Here is a 22,995-nt window from a genome sequence, read left to right as displayed (position 1 = left end):
CCGACAGGCACATGGCAGGCTCACACTGGTCCGTAGTGATTCGGGAGGGCACGAACCGTGCACGTGGTGATCATGGGGTGTGGGCGGCTCGGTTCCACGCTGGCCCAGAAGCTCGACGCGCAAGGTCATCACGTGGCCGTGATCGACCGGGACGCGGAGGCGTTCCGGCGGCTCGGCGCTGACTTCGGCGGCGTCACGATCAACGGGATCGGCTTCGACCGGGACGTGCTGCAGGCCGCCGGCATCGAGCGGGCGGACGCGTTCGCGGCGGTCTCCAGCGGCGACAACTCCAACATCATCTCGGCCCGGCTGGCCCGGGAGACGTTCGGCGTGTCCCGCGTGGTGGCCCGCATCTACGACTCCCGGCGCGCCCAGGTCTACGAGCGGCTCGGCATCCCCACGATCGCGACGATCCGGTGGGCCGCCGACCGGATGTTCCGCTATCTCGTGCCGGAGGACCGGGTCGAGGTCTTCCGGGACCCGACCAGCGTGGTCAGCATCGTCGAGGCGCCGCTGCACCGGGACTGGATCGGCCGCACGGTGAAGTCGCTGGAGGAGCGGACCGGCGCCCGGGTCGCCTACCTCACCCGGTTCGGGATGGGCCTGCTCGCCCAGCCGTCCACCGTGCTCCAGGACGGCGACCAGGTCTTCATGCTGGTGACCGACGAGAGCGTCGGCAACGTGCTGGACATCGCCGAGCACGCCGACAAGGAAGGCCTGTAGACCATGCGCATCGCCATCGCCGGGGCCGGCAACGTCGGCCGGTCCATCGCGCAGGAGCTGATCGGCAACGGGCACGACGTGATGCTGATCGAGCGGCAGCCGCGCCAGCTCTGCCCGGAGCGGGTGCCCCAGGCGCAGTGGGTGCTCGCCGACGCCTGCGAGCTGAGCAGCCTGGAGGAGGCCGATCTGGCGTCCTGCGACGTGGTGGTGGCCGCCACCGGCGACGACAAGGCCAACCTGGTGGTCTCGCTGCTCGCCAAGACCGAGTTCGCGGTGGCCCGGGTGGTGGCCCGGGTGAACCGCGCCGAGAACGAGTGGCTCTTCACCGAGCAGTGGGGCGTCGACGTCGCGGTCAGCAAGCCCCGCCTGATGGCCGCCCTGGTCGAGGAGGCGGTGACGGTCGGCGACCTGGTCCGGCTGATGACCTTCCGGCAGGGCGAGGCGAACCTCGTCGAGATCACCCTGCCGCGCGACGCCCCGTACGAGGGAAAGCCCCTGCGCTCCGTGCCGATGCCCCGCGACGCCGCCCTGGTCGCCATCCTGCGGGGCAAGCGGGTCCTCGTGCCGACCCCGGACGACCCGCTGGAGGCCGGCGACGAGCTGATCTTCGTGTGCACCAGTGACGTGGAGGAGCAGATCCGCGCCGTGGTGCTAGGCGACGGTGGCCTCTCGACGCTGGGCTGACGTCACCCGGTGGATCGCCCACGCCGTGAAGGCGAAGGTGGCCGCGTAGACCGGCCAGCTCACCAGGATCCGCACCACGCCGATGGCGTTGGCGTCCCCGATCGCGTAAAGGTACGCCTGGATGCCGGCGCGCAGGCTCAGCGAGGCGACCCAGAGCAGGGTCAGCCACTGGAAGGTCCGGAACAGCCGGGAGTTGCCGAACCAGTCCTGGCGGCCCTTGTTCGCCATGATGCCCCAGGCGTAACCGATCAGCGGCTTGCGGAACACCACCGACAGCAGCAGCACCGCGGCCTGCCCGAAGGTGAGCAGGATGCCCGGGAGGTAGAAGTTCTTGGCCTCGCCGGTGCGCCACGCCAGCCAGGCGCCGATCGCGATGCCGAACAGGCCGTTCACCGCGTGCCGGATCGGCTGCCGGCGGATCAGGCGGACCGCGCCGATGGCGACCGCCGAGCCGACCGACCCGATGATCGCCCAGAGCAGGGCCTCCCGCTTCGCCAGCTCCAGCACGTCGCCGAGCAGCACGTTGAGCAGGACGAAGGCCAGCACCGGCAGGCTCGACTCGATGAGGCCGCGCACACCGCCGAGTTGCTCGGCGATCTGCTCGCTCATCGACGGGAGCGGCTCCTCCTCGTCGTCCTTGCGGACCGGGTGCAGCTCGAGCTCCTCGACGACCTCCTCGGCGATCCGCTCCTCGACCGACTCGTGCGCGGCGTGGCGCGGCTCGCTGCCACTCACCGGGGCGCCTCCAGCTCGTAGTACGGGTTGTAGATCACCTTACGGTCGTCCCGGATCGCGATCCGGCCACGTGCCGTGAGCTGTCGCCCGGGCTCGATGCCGGCGATCGACCGGCGTCCCAGGAAGACGAGCGTGACCACGTCGCTGCCGTCGTAGAGGTCGGCCTCCAGCGTCGGCAGGTTGGTGCGAGGAGTGTACGCCACGGTCCGCAGTCGGCCCGACACCGAAACGACCTGTCCCCGCTGACACTGCCCGGCCGGGACGGCGCCGCACTTGGCGCTGTCCCGCTGCAGCTCCTGCGCGTCGAGCTCCTCCTCGGTCGCGGTCAACCGACTGAGAAGCTTGCGCAGCCCGGTGCGTTCCTCGGTAGTCATGACGTCGCTGTCACCCTTCCTCGACGCCGCATGGGTCTCGGACGGCACAGTGTGCTCGCGTGCCCGAGGTCCACGGTACGCCCGAGACCTTGGGGTGACATGGATCACTGCCTGACTATTCGGCCTGTTCGCCCGGACCCTGCTGAGCCATCTCCCGCGGCAGCCGCATCGGCAGCGGTTCGCGCACCGGGCGGGGCTCGTTGTCCCGGACCACGACCAGCCCGGACAGCACCTCGCCGAGCACGCCCTCACGTGCCGGGTCGGAGGCCGCCGCGCCCTGGTAGAGCGCACGGACCATCCAGCGCGGCCCGTCCACCCCGACGAAACGCACGTCGGCCGGGCCGTCCGGGGTGTTGACCCGGGCCGCCAGCTCGATCCCGTACTTCCCGTCGATCTCCTGCGGGGTCACCCCGTCGGAGGCCATCGCCTCGGCGATCTCGGCGCGCACCTCGTCCCAGATGCCCTCGGTCTTGGGCGCCGCGAAGACGCCCAGCTGCAGGGCGCTCTCGCCGTCCACCAGCACGATCTGCTCGACGCCGCCGTCCGGGTTGGCCTGCACCCGCACCTCGACGCCCTCGACCGCCGGGATCTGCAGACTGCCCAGGTCGAGGCGCTGCACCCCGCCCGGCGCGTGCTTGACGTCCCACGGGCCGGACTCGGGCGCCGGCGCCTCACCGTCGGCGGCCAGGCTGTCGGCGAGCGCCTTGGAGGGCGGCGCGTCGGCCGCACGAACGTGCTTCGCGCCACCGCGCTTACGGGAGAACATCAACTCCACCTTCCGTCTTTCAGTCCTGCGTCTACTGCCCGGGCAGCGCTGCGTGGCCGCCGGTCGAACCGTGCCCACCGGCTCCGCGGGAGGTGTCGTCGAGCGTCTCCACCACGTGGAACACGGCCCGCTCCACCCGCTGGACGACGAGCTGGGCGATCCGGTCGCCACGAGAGATCTTGACGGTGTTCTCCGGATCGTGATTGATCAGGATCACCAGAATCTCACCACGGTAACCGGCGTCGACCGTACCGGGCGCGTTGAGCACCGTCACGCCGAGGCGAGCGGCCAGCCCGGAGCGGGGATGCACCAGGCCCACGTAGCCCTCCGGCAGCGCGATCGCCAGCCCGGTACGGACCTTGGCCCGCCCGCCCGGGGCGATCTCCACCTCCTCGGCCGCGACCAGGTCCGCACCGGCGTCACCAGGATGGGCGTACGCCGGCAGGGGCAGGTCCGGATCGATCCGGCGGACCTGGATGACCACATCGCTCACAACGAGGAATCCTCACGGGTACGGGTACGGGTACAGCGGGCGGCACCTACCCTGCCATCCTGCCGCGCCGGGCAACGGAGGCGCGCCGTACCCTTCGAGGGTGACACCCGAGTCTGGCGCCCGCACGCTCCCGGCCTACCGAGAACGGCTCCGCCTGCCCTGGTGGGCGTGGCCGGCCGCCCTCACCACCGGCGCGATCGTCGCCACCGAGCTGGCCCTGGGCCTGCCCGGCCTGCCCGGCTGGCTGCCGTACGCGGTGGTTCTGCCGCTGTCGCTGCTGCTGCTCGTCCCGGCCGGCCGGATCCGGGTGGCGGTCACCGCCGACGAGTTCCAGGTCGACGACGCCCGGCTGCCGGTCTCGGTGATCTCCGACGTGGTCGCGCTCGACACCGCCGGCAAGAAGGAGGCGCTCGGCGTCGGTGCGCATCCGCTGGCCTTCGTGGTGCAGCGGGCGTGGATCGGCCCGGCCGTCCAGGTCCTGCTCGACGACCCCGCGGACCCCACGCCGTACTGGGTGGTCAGCACCCGGCACCCGGTCGAGCTGGCGACCGCGCTGCTCGAGGTCAGCCGTCGAGAGCGGGCCGGGCAGCCGAGCTGAGCTTGCCGCGCTCCTTGCGCAGGTCCTCGCGGACCTTGTCGCCCATCGCCCGGGTGGCCCGGCGGTTGAGGTAACTCGCCACCGCCGCGCCGGTGAGCATCGGCCCGAACGTGGTGAGGTTGCGGCCGAACCGCTTGAGCAGGGTGCGCTGGAGTTCCTTGCGGGTGGCCGTGCCCAGCACGGTCGCCACCCCCACACCCGGGATCAGTGGGTTCACCCCGCGCTGCCCGGACCAGGACTCGATCAGCTTCAGGGCGCGTTCCGGGGCGCCGCCGGTGATCGGCTGCCCGTACACCTCGTGCAGCTCTCCGAGCAGCTTGATCTCGATCGCCACCACGGCGACCGTCTCGGCGGCGAGCAGCACCGGCGCGGACAGCAGCGTCGGCGTCGCCACCCACTCGACCGAGGCGATCCCGCCGCCGGCCGCGCCGACCCCGGCGGTGGCCCGGGTGGCGTTGCGGATCAGCCGCTCCGCCAGCTCCTCGTCGTCCATGCCGGGAAAGTGCCGCTGCAGGGTCACCCGGTCGCGGACCGGGACGTGCGGTGCCACGTCGGCGACCATGTCGGCCATCCAGCGCAGCGCCGCCTTGGGGCGGAACAGCTGGCCGACGCCACGCGCCCGGATGTCGCCGATGAGCCGGCCCATCAGCCGTCGCCGGCCGGCCGGCTCCAGGTCGTCGTCGGCGAGTGCCGCGGCCGTCCGGCCGAGCTCGACGTCGGTCCCCGGCTCCTGGGCAGGTGTGGTCCGGGCAGGGTCGAACTCGGTGCCGGCACCGGACCCGTCGACGGGTTCGGTCGCACGATCCGCGTGGTTCATCGTCGTCCTCCCCTTCGGCCGTTACCGGTACCTGTGCCCGGTCACGCCCCAGGGTCAAACCCCGTGTCAAACCCCCGTGGCGAACGCCGTACGCCCGACCGCGTCAGCCGCGATCGGGTGTGGCGCGCTGCGCGCGAGTGCGCTCAGGCGCACTCGCGGCAGATCAGTTCCCCATTGCGCTCCACCGCCAGCTGGCTGCGGTGATGCACCAGGAAACAGCGGGCGCAACGGAACTCGTCGGTCTGCATCGGCAGCACCTTGACGGTCAGCTCCTCGTCGGCCAGGTCGGCGCCGGGCAGCTCGAAGCTCTCCGCCACCTCGACCTCGTCGACGTCCACTGCGCCCGACTGCGAGTCGGCGCGACGGGCCTTGAGCTCCTCGAGGCTGTCCTCGCCGAGGTCGACCTCATCGCGACGCGGGGCGTCGTAGTCGGTGGCCATCGGTCTTCACTCTCCTGTATCGATGTGTCGCTTGGCGTTAGTAACGCTTGCGACAAGGTTTCGGTTCCCGGTTCCGCTGGACGATTTCTGACACCAGGAACTACCCCGGCGAGCGCGGAACCTTACCGCCGCTGCGGCAGGGTTGTACGCGTTCTGGCGGCACATTGTTCCCGATGTGATTGAGGCGACATCAAAGTAGGGGCACCAGCGTCTGGATCATCGTCAACGCGCCGGAAGCATTCCCTGTTTCCGCGCGGCTGGCGGACAGACGCTAACCTCTCGACAAGCCCGGCGACGCTACCCGGGCCCTCCGTCGGAATCCTGGAGCCAGCCCCATGAGCTTTGCGCGCGTCCGAGCGCTCGTCGTCGTCGGAGTGCTCGCCGTCGCCGCGCTGGTCTTCGTCGTCGTGGCGCTCGTCCGCGACTCCCAGCGCGATCTCGCCAGTGGCAGCGACTGCCCGGCCGGCGCGCCGCTCGCCGACGTGCGGCTCCCGGACGACCCGGCCGAGGTCACCGTCAAGGTCCTCAACGGCACCAGCAAGTCGGGGCTCGCCGAGCAGGTCACCGAGCAGTTCCGCAACCGCCGGTTCACGGTCGAGGAGCCGGCCAAGAGCAAGACCAAGTTCAAGGGCGTCGCGGAGATCCGGTTCGGCCCGGAGGCGGTCGGCAAGGCTCAGCTGCTGCGGGCGTACTTCCTGGCCCAGTCCGAGATGGTCTACAGCCCGAAGCGCAAGGGCGCCACGATCGAGATCGTGCTCGGCAACGAGTTCCAGCAGCTGGCCACCACGACCGAGGTCAACCAGTCGCTGGTCCAGGTCGGCGAGCCGACCCTGCCGCCGGGTGCCTGCCTCAAGCCGGTCGAGGCGAAGGCCGAGAAGACCGAGGACGCGGGCTGAGCCTACGGCCCGCCCGCCGCGTCCAGCTCCACCAGCGCGTCGTGCAGCGCGGGGAAGATCGCCGGGGGCGCCGCCACGAGCATCGGCTTGCCGGCCGGCTCCCCGGAGAGGCCGGCGACGGTGAGTCCCGCCTCCGCCGCGATCAGGCCCCCGGCCGCGTGGTCCCACAGGTTGAGCCCCTTCTCGTAGTAGGCGTCCAGCGTGCCCTCCGCGACCAGGCAGAGGTCGAGGGCCGCCGCGCCGAGCCGGCGGATGTCACGCACCCGGGTGATCAATCGGGCCAGCACCGCACCCTGATGTGCCCGGCGCCGCGGGTCGTAACCGAACCCGGTGCCGACCAGCGTCTGGTCCAGGGTGGTCCGCGCCGAGCCGGTCAGGCGGCGGCCGTCCCGCCACGCCCCGCCGCCCAGGGTCGCCGTCCACTCGTCGCCGGTGGCGGCGTTGACGACCACTCCGGCCACCACCACGCCGTCGCGCTCAGCGGCCAGCGAGACCGCGTACTGGGGCAGGCCGTAGAGGTAGTTCACGGTGCCGTCGATCGGGTCCAGGATCCAGCGCACGGCGCCGGGGGCGACCGTCACGGAGTCCCCGTACTCCTCCCCCAGCACGCCGTCACCAGGCCGTTCGGCCAGCAGCGCGTCCACCACCTGCCGCTCGACCGCCTTGTCGGCCGCGGTGACCACGTCGGTGTCGGTGCTCTTGGTCTGCACGTCGCCGATCGCCTCGTCACGCATCCGCCGCGCGGTCGCCGCCGCCTCCCGGGCCACCCGCACGGCGACCGCCAGCAACTCGTCCGGCGTCGATACCGTCGAAAACTCGCTCACGTATGGGTCCTTTCCACCGTTAGCATTCTTGCGCCGAGCGTCTCTGACGAGGTCGTCGGGCCCTCGCGGCGTGCTGGAGGCGGAGGATCTCGGTCAGCGGCGCTACAATTCACCCCTGCCCACGCTTCACGGACTCTCACCTGCGGGACGGTCCGTGTCCCGAGGGCTCCCAAACCGACTCCAGCGAGCCTCGCCCCCGCGTGCTGCGCTGGATCCTGGCCGTGCCCAACCACATCGCCTCCGGAAGGTCATTCGTGACAGAAGCCCACCAGAACGGTGCCGACGTTCGCTCTCTCACCGAGGCCTTGATCACCCATGCCCAGGGTGCGGGCGGGCAACTCACATCGGCGCAGGTCGCGCACACGCTCGAGTCCGCCGCGGTGAACCCGGCGCAGGCCAAGAAGATCCTGCGCGGGCTGGTGGACGCCGGCATCACCGTCGTCGTCGACGGTTCCGCCAGTACCCGTCGCAAGGTCGCCGCGGCCCGGTCCGCCACGCCCGCGTCCAAGGCGACCACCGCCAAGACCGCTCCGGTCAAGAAGGCGGCGCCCGCTCCGAAGCAGGCCGCTCCGGCCGCCGAGGGCGACGTGCCCGGCGCGGCGAAGAAGGCCGCTCCGGTCCGCAAGGCAGCGGTGGCCGCCGCCAAGGCCACCCCGGCCCGCAAGGCCACCGCGGCTGCCAAGGCCACGCCGGCCAAGGCCGCGAAGCCCGGCGAGGAGGGCCCCGGCGAGGAGATCGATCCCGAGGAGCTCGCCGCCGAGATCGAGGACGTGGTGGTCGAGGAGCCGGCCGCGATGGTCGCCGCCGCGGCGACCGACGCCGCCAGCTCGGCCACCGAGGGCGACTTCGAGTGGGACGACGAGGAGTCCGAGGCGCTCAAGCAGGCCCGTCGGGACGCGGAGCTGACCGCGTCGGCCGACTCGGTCCGCGCCTACCTCAAGCAGATCGGCAAGGTCCCGCTGCTCAACGCGGAGCAGGAGGTCGAGCTCGCCAAGCGGATCGAGGCCGGCCTCTACGCCGCTGAGCGGCTGCGCGCCGCCGACGAGGGCGAGGAGACGCTCGAGCGCAACTTCGAGCGTGACCTGAAGTGGATCAACCGGGACGGCGAGCGGGCCAAGAACCACCTGCTCGAGGCGAACCTGCGGCTCGTGGTCTCGCTGGCCAAGCGCTACACCGGCCGCGGCATGGCGTTCCTGGACCTGATCCAGGAGGGCAACCTCGGCCTGATCCGCGCGGTCGAGAAGTTCGACTACACCAAGGGCTACAAGTTCTCGACGTACGCCACCTGGTGGATCCGGCAGGCCATCACCCGCGCCATGGCCGACCAGGCCCGCACCATCCGCATCCCGGTGCACATGGTCGAGGTCATCAACAAGCTCGGCCGCATCCAGCGCGAGCTGCTCCAGGACCTGGGCCGTGAGCCCACCCCGGAGGAGCTGGCCAAGGAGATGGACATCACGCCGGAGAAGGTGCTGGAGATCCAGCAGTACGCGCGTGAGCCGATCTCCCTGGACCAGACGATCGGCGACGAGGGCGACAGCCAGCTCGGTGACTTCATCGAGGACTCCGAGGCGGTCGTCGCGGTCGACGCGGTGTCGTTCTCGCTGCTGCAGGACCAGCTCCAGCAGGTTCTGCAGACGCTCTCCGAGCGTGAGGCGGGCGTGGTCCGGCTGCGCTTCGGTCTGACCGACGGCCAGCCCCGCACCCTCGACGAGATCGGCCAGGTTTACGGGGTGACCCGTGAGCGGATCCGGCAGATCGAGTCGAAGACGATGTCGAAGTTGCGACACCCGTCCCGGTCCCAGGTGCTCCGCGACTACCTGGACTAGGACAGTAAGTCAACATTACGTGTCCAAATGGTCACCACCCGTACATCAACGGGTGGTGATCAGACCGTTGTGCAGAAGTGATCGTTGACGTGGCACCCTTGGATCACGGCACACTAGCCAGACCAACGTGTGACTTCGGTCCCCCCGGGGCACGTTGGGAAGGCTGCAACGGTGCAGGGTGTTGCACGATGTGTGAGCAGTAGCCGAGGAACATGTTCATCGGTGACGAACAGAGGAGGAAGGCGATGACCCCGACCCTCACGCCGCCGGCGGGTAGCCTGGCCGGCCTAGCAGCCGATGAACGGTGCGACCGCTGCAATGCAGCAGGGAAGCTCCGTTTGACCCTGGCAGGCGGTGGCGAGCTCGTGTTCTGCGGCCACCACGCCAACCGTTATGCCGACGACCTGGTCAAGATCGCGGTTCAGTATGCAGCTGACCCGGACTTCACCTGGCGCGGTGCGGTCAAGATGAACTCCACCAACTAGCAGTAGCAGCGGTCCCCCGACTGACGCGTGAAAAGAAGGGGCGCTCCCTCCAGGAGCGCCCCTTCTGCGTGCCCTCAGTCAGCCCCAGAGGTCCTCGACCGGCCGGTGCAGGGTCCGGGCCACCCTGATGGCCAGATACACCGAGGGGGCGTAATCGCCGGTCTCCATCGCGATGATGGTCTGCCGGCTCACCTCGACTGCCGTGGCCAGCCCCTGCTGGGTCAGGCCGGCTTCCTTGCGGGCGCTGCGGATCCGGGCGCCGGCCGCGCCGCCCGCCTCAGGGGCCCGCACCGGGCCGGAGGCCGGGGCCATCAGCCCGCCCTTCCGCGCGCCGTCATGCCGTCACCACGTCGTCCTCGTCCTCGATGACGGCGCTTTCCCGGCCCCGGCGACGGCTGGTCCGCCAAGCCACGACGCCGTAGGCGACGGATCCGCCGACGAGGGCGCCGATCAGGGCACCGCCCATGCCGCGATTGCCGGGGCTGCCGTAGGAGTACACCGCCCCGAGGACGAAGAGCACGATGGGCAGGCCGCTGAGGACCGAGGCGAGGGCCCGCTTGCGGGTGCGGCGCTGCACCACCTCGACCCGGCGACTGCGGATGTAGGCCGTGCAGAGCAGCATCGGCAGCTGGAAGGCGGCCAGCATGACGGCCAGCGGCAGGACCGCCGGCCGGCCCAGGGTCCAGACCAGAATCACCGCGGCCCACGGCACCACGAGCAGCTGCACCGACGCGGCGGTGACGATCCCCTCATACCACCGGAAGCGCTCGCGCTCGTCGCCGTAGATGTCGCCGTCGAGGTCCAGGTTCCAGCGCACCACCCGATCGAGCATCGTCGTCGTCATGTGTCCATCTTGATGTTAAGTCGACTTGACGTCAAGTGGACTTAACATCAGAACGTTTGGATCGTGGCGATCCGCTCCTCCAGCTGCTCGATCGTGGCCTGCGCGCTCGGCGGCCCGCCGCACAGCCGGCGCAGCTCGGCGTGGATCTTGCCGTGCGGCAGGTTGGTGCGGTGGTGATGGGCCGCCACCAGGGTGTTCAGCTGACGGCGCAGGCTGTTGCGCCGCTCCCCCGCGCTCATCGGCACGACCGGCTCGCGCTGCTCGGGCACCTGGTTGCGGGAGTCCTCCTGCTGCTGGCGCTTCTGCGCGGCCATCTGCTCGGCCTGGCGCTTGTTCAGCAGGGTGGTCACCTGGTCCGGGGTGAGCAGGCCGGGCAGGCCCAGGTAGTCCGCCTCCTCGGGCGTCCCGGTCCGCGCGGCCATCCCGAACGAGGTGCCGTCGTAGATCACCTGGTCCAGCTCGGCGGTGGCGGAGAGCGCCTCGAACATCTTGTCCAGCTCACCGAGGGCGTCCTCGGTCTTCTGGGCGCGCTCCAGGACGTCGTCGTCCAGCCCGTCCTTCTCCTTGGGGGCGCCGAGCACGTGGTTGCGCTGAGCCTCCATCTCGCTGGCCAGCCCGAGCAGGTGCGGGACGCTGGGCAGGAACACCGTCGCCGTCTCACCCTCGCGCCGGGCCCGGACGAACCGGCCGATCGCCTGGGCGAAATAGAGCGGAGTGGAGGCGCTGGTCGCATAGACCCCGACGGCCAGCCGCGGGATGTCGACGCCCTCGGACACCATCCGCACCGCGACCATCCAGCGCTTCTCCGAGGCGGCGAACTCGGCGATCCGGCCGGAGGCGCCCTCGTCGTCGGAGAGGACGACGGTGGCCGGCTCGCCGGTCAGCTCGTGGAGCAGTTTCGCGTACGCCCGGGCGGCGGTCTGGTCGCTCGCGATGACCAGGCCCCCGGCGTCCGGCATGCCGTGCTCGCGGATCTTGGTGAGGCGGGCGTCGGCGGCCCGCATGACCTGCGGCATCCACTCGCCGCGGTGGTCCAGCGCGGTTCGCCACGCCTGGGCGATCAGATCCTTGGTCATCGGCTCGCCGAGCCGGGCCGCCAGCTCGTCACCGGCGTTGGTCCGCCACCGGGTCTCACCGGAGTAGGCCATGAAGAGCACCGGGCGCACGACCCGGTCGCGCAGCGCGTCGGCGTAGCCGTAGACCGAGTCGGCCCTCGACCGTTGCACACCGTCCTGGCCCCGCTCGTACGTCACGAACGGGATCGGGTTCTCGTCGGAGCGGAACGGCGTACCGGTCAGCAGCAGGCGGCGCACGGCCGGCTCGAAGGCGTCCTTGACCCCGTCACCCCAGGTCCGCGAGTCACCGGCGTGGTGGATCTCGTCGAGGATGACGAAGGTGCGCCGGGTGATGGTCCGCCGCTTGTGCACCGCGGGCGCCATGCCGACCTGCGCGTAGGTGAGGACCGCGCCGTGGAAGTCGCGCGACGAGTGCACGTCAGAGTTGCGGAACTTCGGGTCTAGCTGGATGCCGACCCGGGCCGCGGCGAGCGCCCACTGGGTCTTGAGGTGCTCGGTGGGGCAGACCACGGTGACCGCGTCACAGGTGCCGTCATTGAGCATCTCGGCGGCGATCCGCAGCGCGAAGGTGGTCTTACCGGCGCCGGGTGTCGCCACCGCCATGAAGTCCTCGGAACGGCGACGCAGGTACGTCACCATCGCCTTGCGCTGCCAGTCCCGCAGCGGGGGGAAGATCTCCAGGTTCGGCACAGGCGGGCTCAAGCTCCGGTGATCCCTTCGTCCATGGCAGTGCTCATTCAAGACAAAACCCCCGCGATTTCCCGGCGCGGAGGCGGAACCCAGCATAGCCGCGGACGGTTGCGAAGCGGGGTTACGGCACCGCCACCGGAGCCGACCAGCGGCGGTACAGCGCGATCAATCGCACCCCGGTCATCAGGGCCGCGGCGCTGACCAGCGGAACAATGCCGGTGAAACCCAGCTTGGCCAGAATGGTGACGAGAACCGCACCGCCCAGCGCGATCACCGCGTAGATCTCGCGCCGCAGCACCACCGGGATCTCCCCGGTGAGCAGGTCGCGGGCCACCCCACCGCCGATCGCGGTGAGCATGCCGAGCAGGCAGGCGCCGACCGGCGGCACGCCGGCGTCGAGCGCCTTCAGGGTGCCGGTCGCGGTGAACAGGCCCAGGCCGGCCGCGTCCAGGAGCAGCACGGTCCGGCGGACCCGGTTCAGCGTCGGATGCAGCCAGAAGACCGCGACCGAGGCGAGCACCGCGGTCACCGCGTATCGCCAGTCCGCGAACGCCAGCGGCGGCACGGCGCCGATGGCCAGGTCACGCAGAATGCCGCCACCGAGCGCGGCCACGAAGCCGACGAACGCGACCCCGAACAGGTCGAGGCGTTTCGCGACGCCGGCCGAGGCGCCGGAGGCGGCAAAGACCGCCACGCCGATCAGGTCCGCGACGAGCAGGGGATATCCGCCCGTCACGCGCCGATCAGGCCTTCATGGCTTCGTAGATCTCCTTGCACTGCGGGCAGACCGGCGAGCCCGGCTTGGGCGCCTTGGTCACCGGGAACTTCTCGCCGCAGAGGGCCACGACGTACGTGCCCATGACCGCGCTCTCCGCGATCTTCTCCTTGCGAACGTAGTGGAACATCTCCGGACCGGTGTCGGCATCCTTGGTTTCCGGACGCTCCAGGATCTGGGTGCTCACGTTTATCTGCCCTTCAGAAAGTTTCCAGTGGTGGGGCGAGGCTCCAGCCCACAAGTCTGACAGCTCACGCCTGGTCGGTCCAACGGCAACGCAGCCGGTGAGCGCCGTACGTTAAGGGGCGTGACTGACTTCGCAATTCGTTATGGCGAGCACGTGACCCGCGCCCGCCGGGACGGCCGTCCGGTGGTGGCCCTGGAGAGCACGATCATCTCGCACGGCCTGCCGCACCCCGACAACCTGCGGGTGGCCCGGGAGATCGAGCAGACCGTCCGGGACAACGGGGCCGTGCCGGCCACCATCGGCATGATCGGTGGAGAGGTGGTCGTCGGTCTGGACGACACCCAGATCGAGCATCTGGCGCTCGCCGGCGACGTGGCCAAGCTCTCGGTCCGTGATCTCGCGATCGCCGCGGCCCGGCGCGCCGACGGAGCCACCACGGTCGCCGCCACCAGCGCGATCGCCGCCGCCGCGGGCATCGGGGTGTTCGCCACCGGCGGCCTCGGCGGTGTGCACCGCGAGGCAAACGTCACCTTCGACGAGTCGGCCGACCTGACCGCGCTGGCCCGCACGCCGATCGTGGTGGTCTGCGCCGGTGTCAAGTCGATCCTCGACGTGGGCGCCACCCTGGAGCGGCTGGAGACGCTGGGGGTGTCGGTGGCCGGCTATCAGACCCGGCGGTTCCCCGGCTTCTTCATCACCGACGGCGGCTTCGACGTCGACTGGCAGCTGGACTCGCCGGAGCAGGTGGCCGACTTCATCAAGGCCCGCTCCGAGCAGGGCGTGAGCGAGGGCGCGCTGGTGCTGGCGAACCCGCTGCCCACCGACGAGCAGCTCGACCCGGCGCTGCACGACCGGACCCTGGCGACCGGCCTGGACCTGCTGGCCGAGCAGAACATCACCGGCAAGGCGGTCACCCCGTTCCTGCTGTCGCACTTCCACTCCAGCACCGAGGGCCGGAGCCTGGACGTCAACATCCGGATCATCCTGCGCAACTCGGCGCTGGCGGCCAGGATCGCGGCGGCCACCACCGCCGGTTCGGGGGCGCCGGTCGGGTTCGCCGTACCGGCGTGATCGTCGTCGGGGATCTGGTCACCGACGTCCTGGTCGAGCAGAACGGCCCGATCCAGGTCGGGTCGGACACCGGCGCGGCGATCCGGATCGCCGGCGGGGGCCAGGCCGCGAACACCGCGGCCTGGCTCGCCCACACCGGGCGGCAGGTGACGCTGATCGCGGCGATCGGCGACGACGTGGCCGGCCGGGACCGGGTGGCCGAGCTAGAGGCGTCCGGCGTGCGCTGCGCGGTGCGCGTCCACCCGGACGTCGCCACCGGCAGCGTGGTGGTCCTCACCAGCCCGGACGAGCGGACCATGATCACGGATCGGGGCGCCTCGCTGCTGCTCGACCCGGAGCACGTGACCGAGGTGATCTCCGCCGCTCCGGCCGGCGGGCACGTGCACCTGTCCGGCTATCCGCTGCTGCACGCCGGGTCGCGCCCGGCGGGCCTCGCGGCCCTCGCGGCCGCGGCCCGCCGGGGACTCACGGTCAGCGTCGACGCGGCCTCGGCGGCCCCGTTGCGCGCCGCCGGTGCGCCGGCCTTCCTGGATTGGGTACGCGACGCCGACCTGCTCCTGTGCAACCAGGACGAGGCGGACGTGCTCGCCGGACCGGGCGCCGCGGAGGATCAGGCGAGCCGGTTGACCGCGCACGTCCGCAACGCGGTGGTGAAGCAGGGGGCGGCCGGCGCCCGGTGGAGCGGGCGGGACGGGGTGGTGGCGTCATGGGCGTCCGCACGCGTACCCGTCAAGGATCCGACCGGCGCGGGTGACGCCTTCGCTGCCGGCCTGCTCGCCGCATGGTGTTCCGGCAACGGGCCGGAGGCGGCCCTGGCCGCCGGGGCCGCGCTGGGCGCCGCCGCCGTGGCACGGATCGGCGCCCGCCCGGGTCACTGACCCTGGCGGCGCGCCTCGGCCGGTTCGTCGACCACCTCGGAGTCGATGGTGATGTATTCCGGCTCGGCGGGAGCCTGCTGGCTCAGTGCCCGCCGCGTGTCCTCGCGCGCCGCCTGATCGGCGGCGCGCTCGGCCTTGGTCTTGGGTGGGCGGTCGTTGGCGATCAGCACCGCCATCCACGGCAGCAGCACCATGCCGAGAGCGCACAGGGCCAGCCACAGCGGCAGCAACGGCACCTTCGCGCTGATCAGCACCCCGCCGAGGATCAGACAGCCCGCACGGACACTCATCATCGTGACGTAGCGGATCTGCCTGCTGCGGAGCTGATCGTCCTGGCTGCGAGCGGCGTCGGTGATCAACACCGGGCGTTCCGGCTGCTTCTTCACGCGAGGTCTCCGATCGACCCCGCCATCCTCGCACCGTCAAGGGGGTCATGCCCACCTAGGCGCCTTTTGCAGCCGCTTTCTTCTGCTGCTTGAACTCGCGGACCTTCTGCAAGGACGCGGCGTCGACGACGTCGGCGACCGAGCGGTAGCCGTCCAGCGCGTAGTCCCCGGCGACCGCCTCCCAGCCCTCCGGGCGGACCCCGAGCTGCTTGGCCAGCAGCGCCACGAAGATCTGCGCCTTCTGCTTGCCGAAGCCGGGCAGCTCCTGGACCCGCTTGAACAGCTCCTTGCCGGTGGCCGGCTCGGTCCACAGCCGGGTGACGTCACCGGCGTACCTGGAGTCGACCAGGGCGGCGAGCTCCTGCAGCCGGGCGGCCATCGAACCGGGGAACCGGTGGATCGCCGGAGGCCGGCTGCAGAGCTCCTTGAAGGCTTCCGGCTCGGCGGCCGCGATGGCGGCCGGTTCGAGCGTGCCGAACCGGCTCAGCACCTTCCAGCCGCCCCGGAAAGCGTGTTCCATCCCGTACTGCTGGTCCAGCATCATGCCGACCACGACAGCGAACGGGTACTGATCGAGGACTTTGTCAGCCTCTGGCTCGTTGGCGATCTGGAAGCCCATGGCTGCATGGTCCCATGCCCGGTCAGGCGGCGGACGCCTCGGCCTCGGCCTCGATGCGGCGGACCACCTCGTCCGCCAGCTCCTGGAGTTCGGCCAGGTGGGTGCCGAACTGGCGGGGCCGGACGTCCAGGGCGCAGAGGCCGCCGAGGACCAGTCCCGAGCCGGAGATCAGCGGGGCGCCGGCGTACGACCGGATCCCCTCCACCGTCACCAGCGGGTTGTCGCGGAACTCCGGCTCGGTGGTGAAGTCGCTGACCGTGCGGGCGGCACGCTCGCTGAGCAGCGGGCAGCAGAACGCCCACTCGATCGGGGTGCCGCCGACCTCGGCGATCCAGGCCGGCACCGGTCCACGGCCGGCCAGGAACACCTGCGCGTCGCTGAGCAGCCCGGTCACGATGGCGAACGGGGCGTCGAGCCGGTCCGCGACGGTGTCCACGATGTCGGCCAGGTAGGCCCGTTCCACTTCCCGGTCGACGCCGAGCCGGGCCACCTCCCGCAGCCGCCCGGGATCGTGGAGCTGCGGATATGCCGGCAGCCTCACGCCTGGACCGTCCGGGCCAGTGCCTCATAGGTGATGATGCGGACCTTGAGCGACCGTCCGGCCACCCGGCTCAGCTCACCGACCTCCATCACGTGCTCGGCGACCCGGCGCAGGTCCGACGGCGCCGTCACCGGCCGGTGCAGGCCGAGTGCCTGCACCGACAGGCCCCAGAGGCCCTCGGCCATCTGCGGGCCGATCAGATCGGCGAGTGCCTTCACCGCGTCCTTCTCGGTCGGCACGTCCTGGCCGAACTCTTCGATCCTGGCCATCCAGGCCCCTCTCGGGTGGCGATGTGGGTTGTTCAGAACAGTTCGATGAGAGGTTCGCTGGCGGCCTGGACGTCCCCGCCCGTCTGCTGGGCGTGCGTGGACCGCTGGCGGGACATCACGTGCTTGGCCCGCAGATCCTCCACCCTGATGGAGTCCGCGGTGAGTTCCTGTTCGCCGCGCTCGCCCCGGGCGTACGCGGCGACGTTCTCCGACTGGCGGCGGACGTCGGCGACCGCCTCCGCCACGTGCTCCAGCATCTGCCGGCTGATGTCCTGGAACTGCACGTGCCCGACCGCGCCGGTGGTCTCCGAGATGAGCGCGTCGGAACTGCGCTGCACCTGTTCGGCGGCGTTGACGGTGTCCTTGAGGATGCCGGACACCATCGCCGACATCTCCCGCTGTGCGTTGGCGATGCCGCCGAGCCGGCGGGTCATCGCGGTCTCCTCGGTCATCTCCGGGAAGTCCCCGCCCCGGTCGAACTGGGTGTCGTCGGAGAGCACCGAGTCGAGCCGGCTGGTCAGGTCGGTGATGCTGCTGCCGATGCCCTGCGCCGCCTCCGCCGAGCGGTGCGCGAGCTTGCGTACCTCGTCGGCGACCACCGAGAAGCCCTCGCCCGCGTCGCCGGCCCGGACCGCCTCGATCATCGCGTTCAGGGCGAGGATGTTGGTGGCGCGGCTGACCTCCTCGATCTGTTTGACGTGCTGGTCCAGCTCGCGCATCTGGTCGACCAGGGTCCGGATCTGGGAGTCGCGGTGCAGGAAGTAGGCGATCAGGCGCCCGACGAGCTGGTCGTTGGAGGTGCTGACCTGGCTCAGCTCGGACTCGGTGCGGCTGAGGGTGCCGGCGAGCTGTGACACGTCGCCGGCCATCACCTCCGCCAATGAGTCGACCTTGACGAGCTGCTGGACGATCGCCTGCGCGGCCTCCCCGGTCTGGTCGATGACGTCACGGACGTGCCCGTCGATCACCTCGCAGAACGACGGGATCGGCTCCAGCGCATCGGCCACGACGTCCCCGCGCACCGCCCCGCCGTCCGGCTCGACCGGGGACAGCGAGACCTTGCGGAGAAGCCTGGGCATGCGAAACCTCCGTTACTTCGACTGCGTCAGGCGCCGGGCAGCACCTGCTTGATCACACCGAGCAGCTGGTCCGGTCCGACCGGCTTGACGAGCCAGCCGGTGGCGCCGGCGTTCTTCGCCTCGGTGCGCTTGCTCTGCTCCGACTCGGTGGTCAGCATGAGGATCGGGGTGAACCGCATGCCGGGGGCCTTGCGCGCCTCGCGGGCGAAGGTGATCCCGTCCATCTGCGGCATGTTGACGTCGCTGATGATCAGGTTGGGCTTGACGCCCTTGCTCAGCTTGTCGAGGGCCTCCTTGCCGTGGCCCGCGGTCTCGACCGCGTATCCGGCCTTGGTGAGGATCGACTTGAGGCTCATGAGCATGGTGGCGGAGTCGTCGACGAGCATCACAGTGGTCATGGAGGTTCGCTTCCCTGTCGGCTGGCAAGGCCGCTGCTCCCGTTGAGCAGTGGCAGCACCTGGGACGCCAGGAAGGTGTCTTTCGGTGCTGAAGAAATCTTCGGCCGGAAAAGCAGCAGAGCCTGGAGCGCGCCGGTGTGCAGATGGTTGCATCGCCGCAGGCTGACCTTGGGTTTCTGGGCGGCCCGCAGCCAGCCGGTCAGCTGTTCCACCTCGTCGACGGTGACCACGCCGATCAGCGTGGCGCTGTCGTCATGCAACTCGAGCGGCAAGACCCAGCACCTCCTTCATGTTGAGCACGAGCAGGACCAGGCCGTCGCCGAGCAGGGCGGTTCCGGAGAACTCGTCGGCGTAGGCGAGCAGACCCTCCATCGGTTTCAGGATCACGTCGACCTCCCGGTGGAACTGCTCGACTAGCAGTCCGACGCGCTGGCCGTTCACGTTCGCCACGAGGACAGCACGATCCGCGCCGGGTTCCGGCGACCAGGGCATGTCCAGCGCCCGGGCCAGGTCGATCACCGGCACCACCTCACCGCGCATCACCACCACCTCCTGGTGCAGCACGTGGCCCATCTCGGCGGCGGGCACGCGTACCGTCTCGACCACCAGGTCGACCGGGATGCCGAACCGCTGGCCGGCCACGCTGACCACCATCACCTGGGTGACCGCCATCGAGAGCGGCAGCCGCAGGCGGGTGGAGGTGCCGTGGCCGAGCCGGGACCGCATGGTCACGCTGCCGCCGAGCTTCTCCACGCTGGCCCGGACGGCGTCCATGCCGACTCCCCGCCCGGAGAGATCGGAAACCTGGTCGGCGGTGGAGAATCCGGGACGGAAGACCAGGTCGACGGCGTCGTTGTCGGAGAGCGTCTCCAGCTCCTCCTCGGTGATCAGGCCCTTCTCGTACGCCTTGCGCTTGACCCGTTCCGGGTCGACGCCGCGGCCGTCGTCGGAGACCTCGACGATCACCGCGTCGCCGTCCGCGACGGCCGCCAGGGTGAGCTTCGCCGCCGGCGGCTTGCCGGCCGCGGTGCGCTCGTCGGACGGTTCGATGCCGTGGTCCAGGCTGTTGCGCACCAGGTGCACCAGGGGGTCGCCGAGCGCCTCGATGACGTCCTTGTCGGCCATCGTGTCCTCGCCCTCGGTGACCAGCTCGATGGTCTTGCCGAGCCGCCGGCTCAGGTCCCGGACCAGGCGCGGGAACCGGCCGAAGGCCACCGACAGCGGGAGCATCCGGACGTCCATCACCGCGGCCTGCAGTTCCTCGGCGATGCGGTGCAGGCCGGCGTACTGATCCTTGATCCGCCGGCTGAGCACCCGGCTGCCGAACTCCTCCTCGGCCGAGTCGGCCAGGAAGGTGAGCCCGTTCTTCGCCACGTTCAGCTCGCCGACCAGCTCCATCAGCCGGTCCACCTTCTCCTGGTCGACCTTGAGAACCCGGGTGCCGACCTGCCCGCCCGGGTCGTCGGCCCGCCCGGTGGGTTCGGCCGGGGCGGCCGGTGCCGCCGGTGCCGCCGGCCGCGACGCCGGCTCCGGCACGAATCCGACCGGTGCGGGCGCGGCCTCGGCGAGCAGCCGTTCGACAGCCGCGGCGATCGCCGCCCGATCACCCTCTTCAAAATCCATCGGTACGCCGAGCGCCTGCGCCGCCGCAGCCACGGTACGGGCGACCGCCCGCAGCTGGGCACCCTCCCCGGTGTTGACGGCGAGGGAGCGTTCCGCCGCCGTCAGGACCGCCCGGGCGTCGGCGGCGATCGCGGAGTCGACCACCTCGGTGACGGCGACGGTGACCGGTTCATCGGCGTGCAGCGGCGGCTCCCCGCTCAGGTGCCGGGTGATCGCGTCGGCGTCCAGCTCGACGATCTGCACCTGGTCGGGAACGTAGCGGAACAGGTACTCCAGTTCCCCGGTCGCGGCCCGGGTGGCCACTACGAAGGAGAGCAGGCAGACGTATTCGTCGTACTCGTCGGGTGCGGGCCACTGCTCGGGCTGCACGACGTTGAACCGGTCCAGGCCGGGCACCTGGCGAACCAGGTGCAGCGGATCCTCGGCCCGGAAGAAACAGTCGGAGTCCGGGGCGTACCGGACGAACCGCATCGTCGACGAGGTGGTGGCCAGCCACGAGGCGGTCTCGGTCAGCCACTCGGCATCGAACCACGCGAGCCACTCCGGGGCCGCGTCGATCGTCCGGGCCGGGCCGGCGACCGTCTGGGTCGCGGTCGCCGCCTCGCCGCCGAGCGGGGCCCGCAGCTTGGTGATCAGCCCGGCCGCGTCGTTGCCGGCGCTGGCCGGGAGCCGCTCGTGCGCGGTGACGTGCGCCAGCCAGCCACGGATCAGGTCGAAGGAGGCAAGCAGGTCGTCGGCCATCTGCGAGTCGAGACCCAGCCGGCCGCCACGGACCGCGTCCAGCAGATCCTCGGCCGCGTGGGTCAGCCGGGTCAGCTCGGGGAAGTCGAACAGCCCGGACGAGCCCTTGAAGGTGTGCGCGGCCCGGAACACCTCGTTGACCAGCTCCGGGTCGCCGGGGTCGCGTTCCAGCTGCAGCAGACCCTCGTCGACCTGGGCGAGCAGGTCGTTCGCCTCGGCGAGGAACTGGGCGAGCAACGGATTCATGCTTACTCTTCCTTGCCCGTGGTCAGCATGGTGGCGATCCGCACGAGCCGGTCCCCGGCCACCGGTTTGACCAGGTAGAGGTTGGCGCCGGCCTGGTACGCCCGGTCCGCGTCACCGGGCCGGTCCTCGGTGCTGATCATCAGCACCGGCGCCGCGGTGCCGACGGTCTCCGAGCGCAGCGTCTCCACGCAGGTGTAGCCGTTCATCTTCGGCATGTTGACGTCCACGACGAACAGGTCGAACTCCGTGCTGAGAGCCGCTTCCACGGCCTCCAGCCCGTTCGCGGCCTCGGCCACCTCGAAGCCGGCTTCGGTGAGCAGGCTGGTGTGGTAGAGCCGCACCGTGGCGGCGTCGTCGACGACGAGCACCCGAGGTCTGGTATCCGCGGTCATCACTTGGCTCCGGTCGGTCGCTGGTAGACGATGCCCTCCGGCAGGCGGGTCGGGGTGAAGATCGGTGAGATCCGGCTCATCGACTCGGAGTGCCCGAGGAAGAGGTAGCCGCCGGGGCGCATGGCGCCGTACAGGTTCTCGGCCGCACGGCGGCTGGACAGCTCGTCGAAGTAGATGAGCACGTTGCGGCAGAAGATCACGTCGAAGTCGCGGAACGCCCGCATCGCGGCGGTGTCGCAGACGTTCACCCGGTGCAGCGTGACGGCGCTGCGGATGCCCTCGTCGACCTGGTAGCGGCCGGAGCCCACCGGATTGAAGTACTTGTTGATCCACGGCTTCGGCACCCGCTGCAGGGACCGCTCGCCGTAGCTGGCGTGGGCCGCCTTGGCGAGGACCTCGCTGTCGATGTCGGCCCCGTGGATCTCCACGTCCACGTGGTCGATCTGCTCCCACTCCTCCAGCAGGCGCAGCGCGATCGAGTACGGCTCCTCGCCGGTCGAGCAGGGCAGCGAAAGGATCTTGACGGGGCCGACGATCCGGCCCAGCCCGCCGCGATCCTTCAGCACGTTCGGCAGCACCGTGCTGAGCATCGCGTCGAACTGGTAGTCCTCACGCAGGAAATAGGTCTCGTTGACGGTCAGCTGGTTGATCAGGTCCTGCAGCATCGCGGACTTGTCGCTCATCCGCAGGGCGGCGAACCAGCTCCCGAACGTGTCGTACGGGGAGTCGCGGATGCAGTTCTCGATCCGCTTGTCGACGAAGTACCGCTTCCCCGGGGTGAAGTGGATCCCGGTCCGTTTGTAGAAGTACTCGCAGAAGCGGGTGAAGTCCGCGTCCGAGAGGCCGGCACCGGTGGCGGGCGCGCTCGCCATCACGCCGTCCCGGTCAGCCGGGGCAGGGCCGCCTGCACGGTGAAGCGCAGGAACGGGTCGTCCGGGAACCGTTGCACCGCCGCCTCCAGCACCGCCGCGTGTTCCGCGGTCGCCGCCGGCAGCAGCGCGTCGATCGCCGCGGTCACCACGTTGGGATGCGGGTCCTCGGCGATCATCCGGGTCAGCCAGACCGGCGCGTCCGGGTGGGCGAGGTCGGCCAGGACCATCGCGGTCATCACGCGGACGTCGTGATCGGGAGCGGCCAGCAGGCTGGGCATCAAGGACAGGACCGAGCCGCGCATGGTGGCCAGCGCCTCCGCCACCGAGGTCCGCAGCGCGGCGTCGTCGCTGGCCAGGTGCACCGCGAGCCCGCCGGCCACGGTCTCGGTGTCGTGCGCGGCCAGCGTGGTGAGCACGGCGTCGCGCACGTTGGTCTCGGTCTCCACGGCGACCCGGGCGAGCAGCGCCGGCACCGCCTCGGCCACGCCGACCAGGCCCAGTGCCGCCTCCCGCCGGCAGTCCGGATCGGCGTCGTCGAGCTGTCGCAGCAGCGACTCGACGGACGGCTTCTCCGGTGGCAGCACCTCCTCGGGCTGCTGCGGGGCCTGCTTGCGGACGAGTCCCATCGTGATCCCTCCTCCTTG

General features: G+C 70.7%; 31 protein-coding genes. 8 read left to right on the top strand and 23 right to left on the bottom strand.

Translation table 11 applies throughout. The annotated features are described in order from the left end of the window. Positions 1-57: 57 nt before the first annotated feature. Both AB0F81_RS07125 and AB0F81_RS07120 read left to right on the top strand, forming a co-directional pair. Entirely contained in the window at positions 58-723 is a 666-nt protein-coding gene (locus AB0F81_RS07125) for a TrkA family potassium uptake protein (protein WP_360192292.1), read from the top strand. 3 nt (positions 724-726) lie between these two features. Beyond that, on the top strand, positions 727-1,407 hold the full coding sequence (locus AB0F81_RS07120; protein ID WP_360192290.1) for a TrkA family potassium uptake protein: 681 nt from the start codon (positions 727-729) through the stop codon (positions 1,405-1,407). Here AB0F81_RS07120 and AB0F81_RS07115 read toward each other — a convergent pair. The 4 genes from AB0F81_RS07115 to dut form a co-directional block, all read right to left on the bottom strand. Continuing rightward, a complete protein-coding gene (locus tag AB0F81_RS07115; RefSeq protein WP_360192288.1) occupies positions 1,375-2,142 on the bottom strand; it encodes a DUF3159 domain-containing protein in 768 nt (255 codons plus the stop codon). The two genes, AB0F81_RS07120 and AB0F81_RS07115, sit on opposite strands and share 33 nt — an antisense overlap. Next, complete coding sequence (locus AB0F81_RS07110) at positions 2,139-2,516, bottom strand: OB-fold nucleic acid binding domain-containing protein (protein WP_360192286.1); 378 nt, start codon at positions 2,514-2,516, stop codon at positions 2,139-2,141. The genes AB0F81_RS07115 and AB0F81_RS07110 overlap by 4 nt, the downstream gene beginning before the upstream one ends. Before the next feature lie 115 nt (positions 2,517-2,631). Next, a complete protein-coding gene (locus AB0F81_RS07105; protein ID WP_360192283.1) occupies positions 2,632-3,282 on the bottom strand; it encodes a DUF3710 domain-containing protein in 651 nt (216 codons plus the stop codon). A gap of 31 nt (positions 3,283-3,313) precedes the next feature. Then, the gene (gene dut, locus AB0F81_RS07100; protein ID WP_360192281.1) at positions 3,314-3,775 is read right to left on the bottom strand and encodes a dUTP diphosphatase; all 462 of its coding nucleotides are present in this window, start codon (positions 3,773-3,775) and stop codon (positions 3,314-3,316) included. 100 nt (positions 3,776-3,875) lie between these two features. Between dut and AB0F81_RS07095 the strand changes: the two genes are divergently transcribed. After that, positions 3,876-4,373: a DUF3093 domain-containing protein gene (locus AB0F81_RS07095; RefSeq protein WP_360192279.1), complete on the top strand. Its 498-nt coding sequence runs from the start codon at positions 3,876-3,878 to the stop codon at positions 4,371-4,373. Here the strand turns inward: AB0F81_RS07095 and AB0F81_RS07090 are convergent. Beyond that, positions 4,339-5,190 (bottom strand): hypothetical protein, encoded by an 852-nt coding sequence (locus AB0F81_RS07090; protein ID WP_360192276.1) that lies wholly within the window; start codon positions 5,188-5,190, stop codon positions 4,339-4,341. The two genes, AB0F81_RS07095 and AB0F81_RS07090, sit on opposite strands and share 35 nt — an antisense overlap. Before the next feature lie 143 nt (positions 5,191-5,333). Beyond that, complete coding sequence (locus tag AB0F81_RS07085; protein ID WP_023561654.1) at positions 5,334-5,630, bottom strand: DUF4193 domain-containing protein; 297 nt, start codon at positions 5,628-5,630, stop codon at positions 5,334-5,336. 335 nt (positions 5,631-5,965) lie between these two features. On the opposite strand from AB0F81_RS07085, the gene AB0F81_RS07080 reads away from it, so the two are divergent. Continuing rightward, positions 5,966-6,526 carry a LytR C-terminal domain-containing protein gene (locus tag AB0F81_RS07080; RefSeq protein WP_360192272.1) on the top strand — a complete coding sequence of 187 codons (561 nt, stop codon included), beginning with the start codon at positions 5,966-5,968 and terminating at the stop codon, positions 6,524-6,526. Between the two features lie 2 nt (positions 6,527-6,528). Here AB0F81_RS07080 and AB0F81_RS07075 read toward each other — a convergent pair whose 3' ends face one another. Further along, complete coding sequence (locus tag AB0F81_RS07075) at positions 6,529-7,350, bottom strand: inositol monophosphatase family protein (RefSeq protein WP_360192270.1); 822 nt, start codon at positions 7,348-7,350, stop codon at positions 6,529-6,531. Positions 7,351-7,604: 254 nt separating this feature from the next. Here AB0F81_RS07075 and AB0F81_RS07070 point away from each other — a divergent pair, with 254 nt between their 5' ends. Both AB0F81_RS07070 and AB0F81_RS07065 read left to right on the top strand, forming a co-directional pair. Beyond that, positions 7,605-9,179, top strand: a complete 1,575-nt coding sequence (locus AB0F81_RS07070) for an RNA polymerase sigma factor (RefSeq protein ID WP_360192268.1) — start codon at positions 7,605-7,607, stop codon at positions 9,177-9,179. A 245-nt stretch (positions 9,180-9,424) separates the two neighbouring features. Further along, complete coding sequence (locus AB0F81_RS07065) at positions 9,425-9,664, top strand: hypothetical protein (RefSeq protein ID WP_360192422.1); 240 nt, start codon at positions 9,425-9,427, stop codon at positions 9,662-9,664. Between the two features lie 78 nt (positions 9,665-9,742). Here the strand turns inward: AB0F81_RS07065 and AB0F81_RS07060 are convergent, their stop codons facing one another. From AB0F81_RS07060 to AB0F81_RS07040, 5 genes are all read right to left on the bottom strand, one after another. After that, positions 9,743-9,976, bottom strand: coding sequence for a helix-turn-helix transcriptional regulator (locus AB0F81_RS07060; protein WP_360192266.1), 234 nt, complete (start codon positions 9,974-9,976; stop codon positions 9,743-9,745). A 22-nt stretch (positions 9,977-9,998) separates the two neighbouring features. After that, the gene (locus tag AB0F81_RS07055; RefSeq protein WP_360192263.1) at positions 9,999-10,508 is read right to left on the bottom strand and encodes a hypothetical protein; all 510 of its coding nucleotides are present in this window, start codon (positions 10,506-10,508) and stop codon (positions 9,999-10,001) included. Positions 10,509-10,555: 47 nt separating this feature from the next. Next, a complete protein-coding gene (locus tag AB0F81_RS07050; protein ID WP_360192261.1) occupies positions 10,556-12,286 on the bottom strand; it encodes a DEAD/DEAH box helicase in 1,731 nt (576 codons plus the stop codon). A gap of 109 nt (positions 12,287-12,395) precedes the next feature. Beyond that, positions 12,396-13,010, bottom strand: a complete 615-nt coding sequence (locus AB0F81_RS07045; RefSeq protein WP_360192258.1) for a TRIC cation channel family protein — start codon at positions 13,008-13,010, stop codon at positions 12,396-12,398. Positions 13,011-13,017: 7 nt separating this feature from the next. After that, on the bottom strand, positions 13,018-13,242 hold the full coding sequence (locus AB0F81_RS07040) for a DUF3039 domain-containing protein (RefSeq protein WP_360192419.1): 225 nt from the start codon (positions 13,240-13,242) through the stop codon (positions 13,018-13,020). Positions 13,243-13,356: 114 nt separating this feature from the next. On the opposite strand from AB0F81_RS07040, the gene AB0F81_RS07035 reads away from it, so the two are divergent. Next, positions 13,357-14,307, top strand: a complete 951-nt coding sequence (locus AB0F81_RS07035) for a pseudouridine-5'-phosphate glycosidase (RefSeq protein ID WP_360192255.1) — start codon at positions 13,357-13,359, stop codon at positions 14,305-14,307. Continuing rightward, positions 14,304-15,185 carry a PfkB family carbohydrate kinase gene (locus AB0F81_RS07030; protein ID WP_360192253.1) on the top strand — a complete coding sequence of 294 codons (882 nt, stop codon included), beginning with the start codon at positions 14,304-14,306 and terminating at the stop codon, positions 15,183-15,185. The genes AB0F81_RS07035 and AB0F81_RS07030 overlap by 4 nt, the downstream gene beginning before the upstream one ends. Here AB0F81_RS07030 and AB0F81_RS07025 read toward each other — a convergent pair. The 11 genes from AB0F81_RS07025 to AB0F81_RS06975 are packed head-to-tail and all read right to left on the bottom strand — an operon-like array spanning position 15,179 to position 22,977. Continuing rightward, entirely contained in the window at positions 15,179-15,571 is a 393-nt protein-coding gene (locus AB0F81_RS07025; RefSeq protein ID WP_360192250.1) for a DUF3099 domain-containing protein, read from the bottom strand. The two genes, AB0F81_RS07030 and AB0F81_RS07025, sit on opposite strands and share 7 nt — an antisense overlap. Positions 15,572-15,626: 55 nt before the next feature. Next, a complete protein-coding gene (locus tag AB0F81_RS07020; protein WP_360192247.1) occupies positions 15,627-16,190 on the bottom strand; it encodes an HhH-GPD-type base excision DNA repair protein in 564 nt (187 codons plus the stop codon). Positions 16,191-16,212: 22 nt separating this feature from the next. After that, entirely contained in the window at positions 16,213-16,731 is a 519-nt protein-coding gene (locus tag AB0F81_RS07015) for a GAF domain-containing protein (protein WP_360192244.1), read from the bottom strand. Further along, positions 16,728-17,000 (bottom strand): hypothetical protein, encoded by a 273-nt coding sequence (locus AB0F81_RS07010; protein ID WP_360192241.1) that lies wholly within the window; start codon positions 16,998-17,000, stop codon positions 16,728-16,730. Before AB0F81_RS07010 ends, AB0F81_RS07015 begins: the two co-directional genes overlap by 4 nt. Before the next feature lie 32 nt (positions 17,001-17,032). Then, positions 17,033-18,079: a methyl-accepting chemotaxis protein gene (locus tag AB0F81_RS07005; protein WP_360192239.1), complete on the bottom strand. Its 1,047-nt coding sequence runs from the start codon at positions 18,077-18,079 to the stop codon at positions 17,033-17,035. Positions 18,080-18,105: 26 nt separating this feature from the next. Continuing rightward, entirely contained in the window at positions 18,106-18,477 is a 372-nt protein-coding gene (locus AB0F81_RS07000) for a response regulator (RefSeq protein ID WP_360192237.1), read from the bottom strand. Beyond that, positions 18,474-18,749 carry a hypothetical protein gene (locus AB0F81_RS06995; RefSeq protein ID WP_360192234.1) on the bottom strand — a complete coding sequence of 92 codons (276 nt, stop codon included), beginning with the start codon at positions 18,747-18,749 and terminating at the stop codon, positions 18,474-18,476. Before AB0F81_RS06995 ends, AB0F81_RS07000 begins: the two co-directional genes overlap by 4 nt. Beyond that, positions 18,730-21,087, bottom strand: coding sequence for a chemotaxis protein CheA (locus AB0F81_RS06990; RefSeq protein WP_360192232.1), 2,358 nt, complete (start codon positions 21,085-21,087; stop codon positions 18,730-18,732). Before AB0F81_RS06990 ends, AB0F81_RS06995 begins: the two co-directional genes overlap by 20 nt. A gap of 2 nt (positions 21,088-21,089) precedes the next feature. Next, positions 21,090-21,479, bottom strand: a complete 390-nt coding sequence (locus tag AB0F81_RS06985; RefSeq protein ID WP_360192229.1) for a response regulator — start codon at positions 21,477-21,479, stop codon at positions 21,090-21,092. Further along, complete coding sequence (locus AB0F81_RS06980) at positions 21,479-22,351, bottom strand: protein-glutamate O-methyltransferase CheR (protein WP_360192226.1); 873 nt, start codon at positions 22,349-22,351, stop codon at positions 21,479-21,481. Before AB0F81_RS06980 ends, AB0F81_RS06985 begins: the two co-directional genes overlap by 1 nt. After that, complete coding sequence (locus AB0F81_RS06975) at positions 22,351-22,977, bottom strand: HEAT repeat domain-containing protein (RefSeq protein ID WP_360192224.1); 627 nt, start codon at positions 22,975-22,977, stop codon at positions 22,351-22,353. Before AB0F81_RS06975 ends, AB0F81_RS06980 begins: the two co-directional genes overlap by 1 nt. Between the last annotated feature and the right edge of the window lie 18 nt (positions 22,978-22,995).

The sequence above is a fragment of the Actinoplanes sp. NPDC024001 genome (genome assembly GCF_040638955.1).
Lineage (GTDB): Bacteria > Actinomycetota > Actinomycetes > Mycobacteriales > Micromonosporaceae > Actinoplanes.
This window is presented reverse-complemented; position numbering and strand designations above follow the sequence as displayed.

Bases quoted from the DNA above. Each gene is read 5' to 3' on its own strand.
- AB0F81_RS06985 (WP_360192229.1), bottom strand. From the start codon at position 21,479: ATGACCGCGGATACCAGACCTCGGGTGCTCGTCGTCGACGACGCCGCC.
- AB0F81_RS06975 (WP_360192224.1), bottom strand. From the start codon at position 22,977: ATGGGACTCGTCCGCAAGCAGGCCCCGCAGCAGCCCGAGGAGGTGCTG.
- AB0F81_RS07065 (WP_360192422.1), top strand. From the start codon at position 9,425: ATGACCCCGACCCTCACGCCGCCGGCGGGTAGCCTGGCCGGCCTAGCA.
- AB0F81_RS07105 (WP_360192283.1), bottom strand. From the start codon at position 3,282: ATGTTCTCCCGTAAGCGCGGTGGCGCGAAGCACGTTCGTGCGGCCGAC.
- AB0F81_RS07085 (WP_023561654.1), bottom strand. From the start codon at position 5,630: ATGGCCACCGACTACGACGCCCCGCGTCGCGATGAGGTCGACCTCGGC.
- AB0F81_RS07120 (WP_360192290.1), top strand. From the start codon at position 727: ATGCGCATCGCCATCGCCGGGGCCGGCAACGTCGGCCGGTCCATCGCG.
- AB0F81_RS07090 (WP_360192276.1), bottom strand. From the start codon at position 5,190: ATGAACCACGCGGATCGTGCGACCGAACCCGTCGACGGGTCCGGTGCC.
- AB0F81_RS06980 (WP_360192226.1), bottom strand. From the start codon at position 22,351: ATGGCGAGCGCGCCCGCCACCGGTGCCGGCCTCTCGGACGCGGACTTC.
- AB0F81_RS07060 (WP_360192266.1), bottom strand. From the start codon at position 9,976: ATGGCCCCGGCCTCCGGCCCGGTGCGGGCCCCTGAGGCGGGCGGCGCG.
- AB0F81_RS06990 (WP_360192232.1), bottom strand. From the start codon at position 21,087: ATGAATCCGTTGCTCGCCCAGTTCCTCGCCGAGGCGAACGACCTGCTC.
- AB0F81_RS07080 (WP_360192272.1), top strand. From the start codon at position 5,966: ATGAGCTTTGCGCGCGTCCGAGCGCTCGTCGTCGTCGGAGTGCTCGCC.
- AB0F81_RS07000 (WP_360192237.1), bottom strand. From the start codon at position 18,477: ATGACCACTGTGATGCTCGTCGACGACTCCGCCACCATGCTCATGAGC.
- AB0F81_RS07010 (WP_360192241.1), bottom strand. From the start codon at position 17,000: ATGGCCAGGATCGAAGAGTTCGGCCAGGACGTGCCGACCGAGAAGGAC.
- AB0F81_RS07020 (WP_360192247.1), bottom strand. From the start codon at position 16,190: ATGGGCTTCCAGATCGCCAACGAGCCAGAGGCTGACAAAGTCCTCGAT.
- AB0F81_RS07055 (WP_360192263.1), bottom strand. From the start codon at position 10,508: ATGACGACGACGATGCTCGATCGGGTGGTGCGCTGGAACCTGGACCTC.
- AB0F81_RS07005 (WP_360192239.1), bottom strand. From the start codon at position 18,079: ATGCCCAGGCTTCTCCGCAAGGTCTCGCTGTCCCCGGTCGAGCCGGAC.
- AB0F81_RS07110 (WP_360192286.1), bottom strand. From the start codon at position 2,516: ATGACTACCGAGGAACGCACCGGGCTGCGCAAGCTTCTCAGTCGGTTG.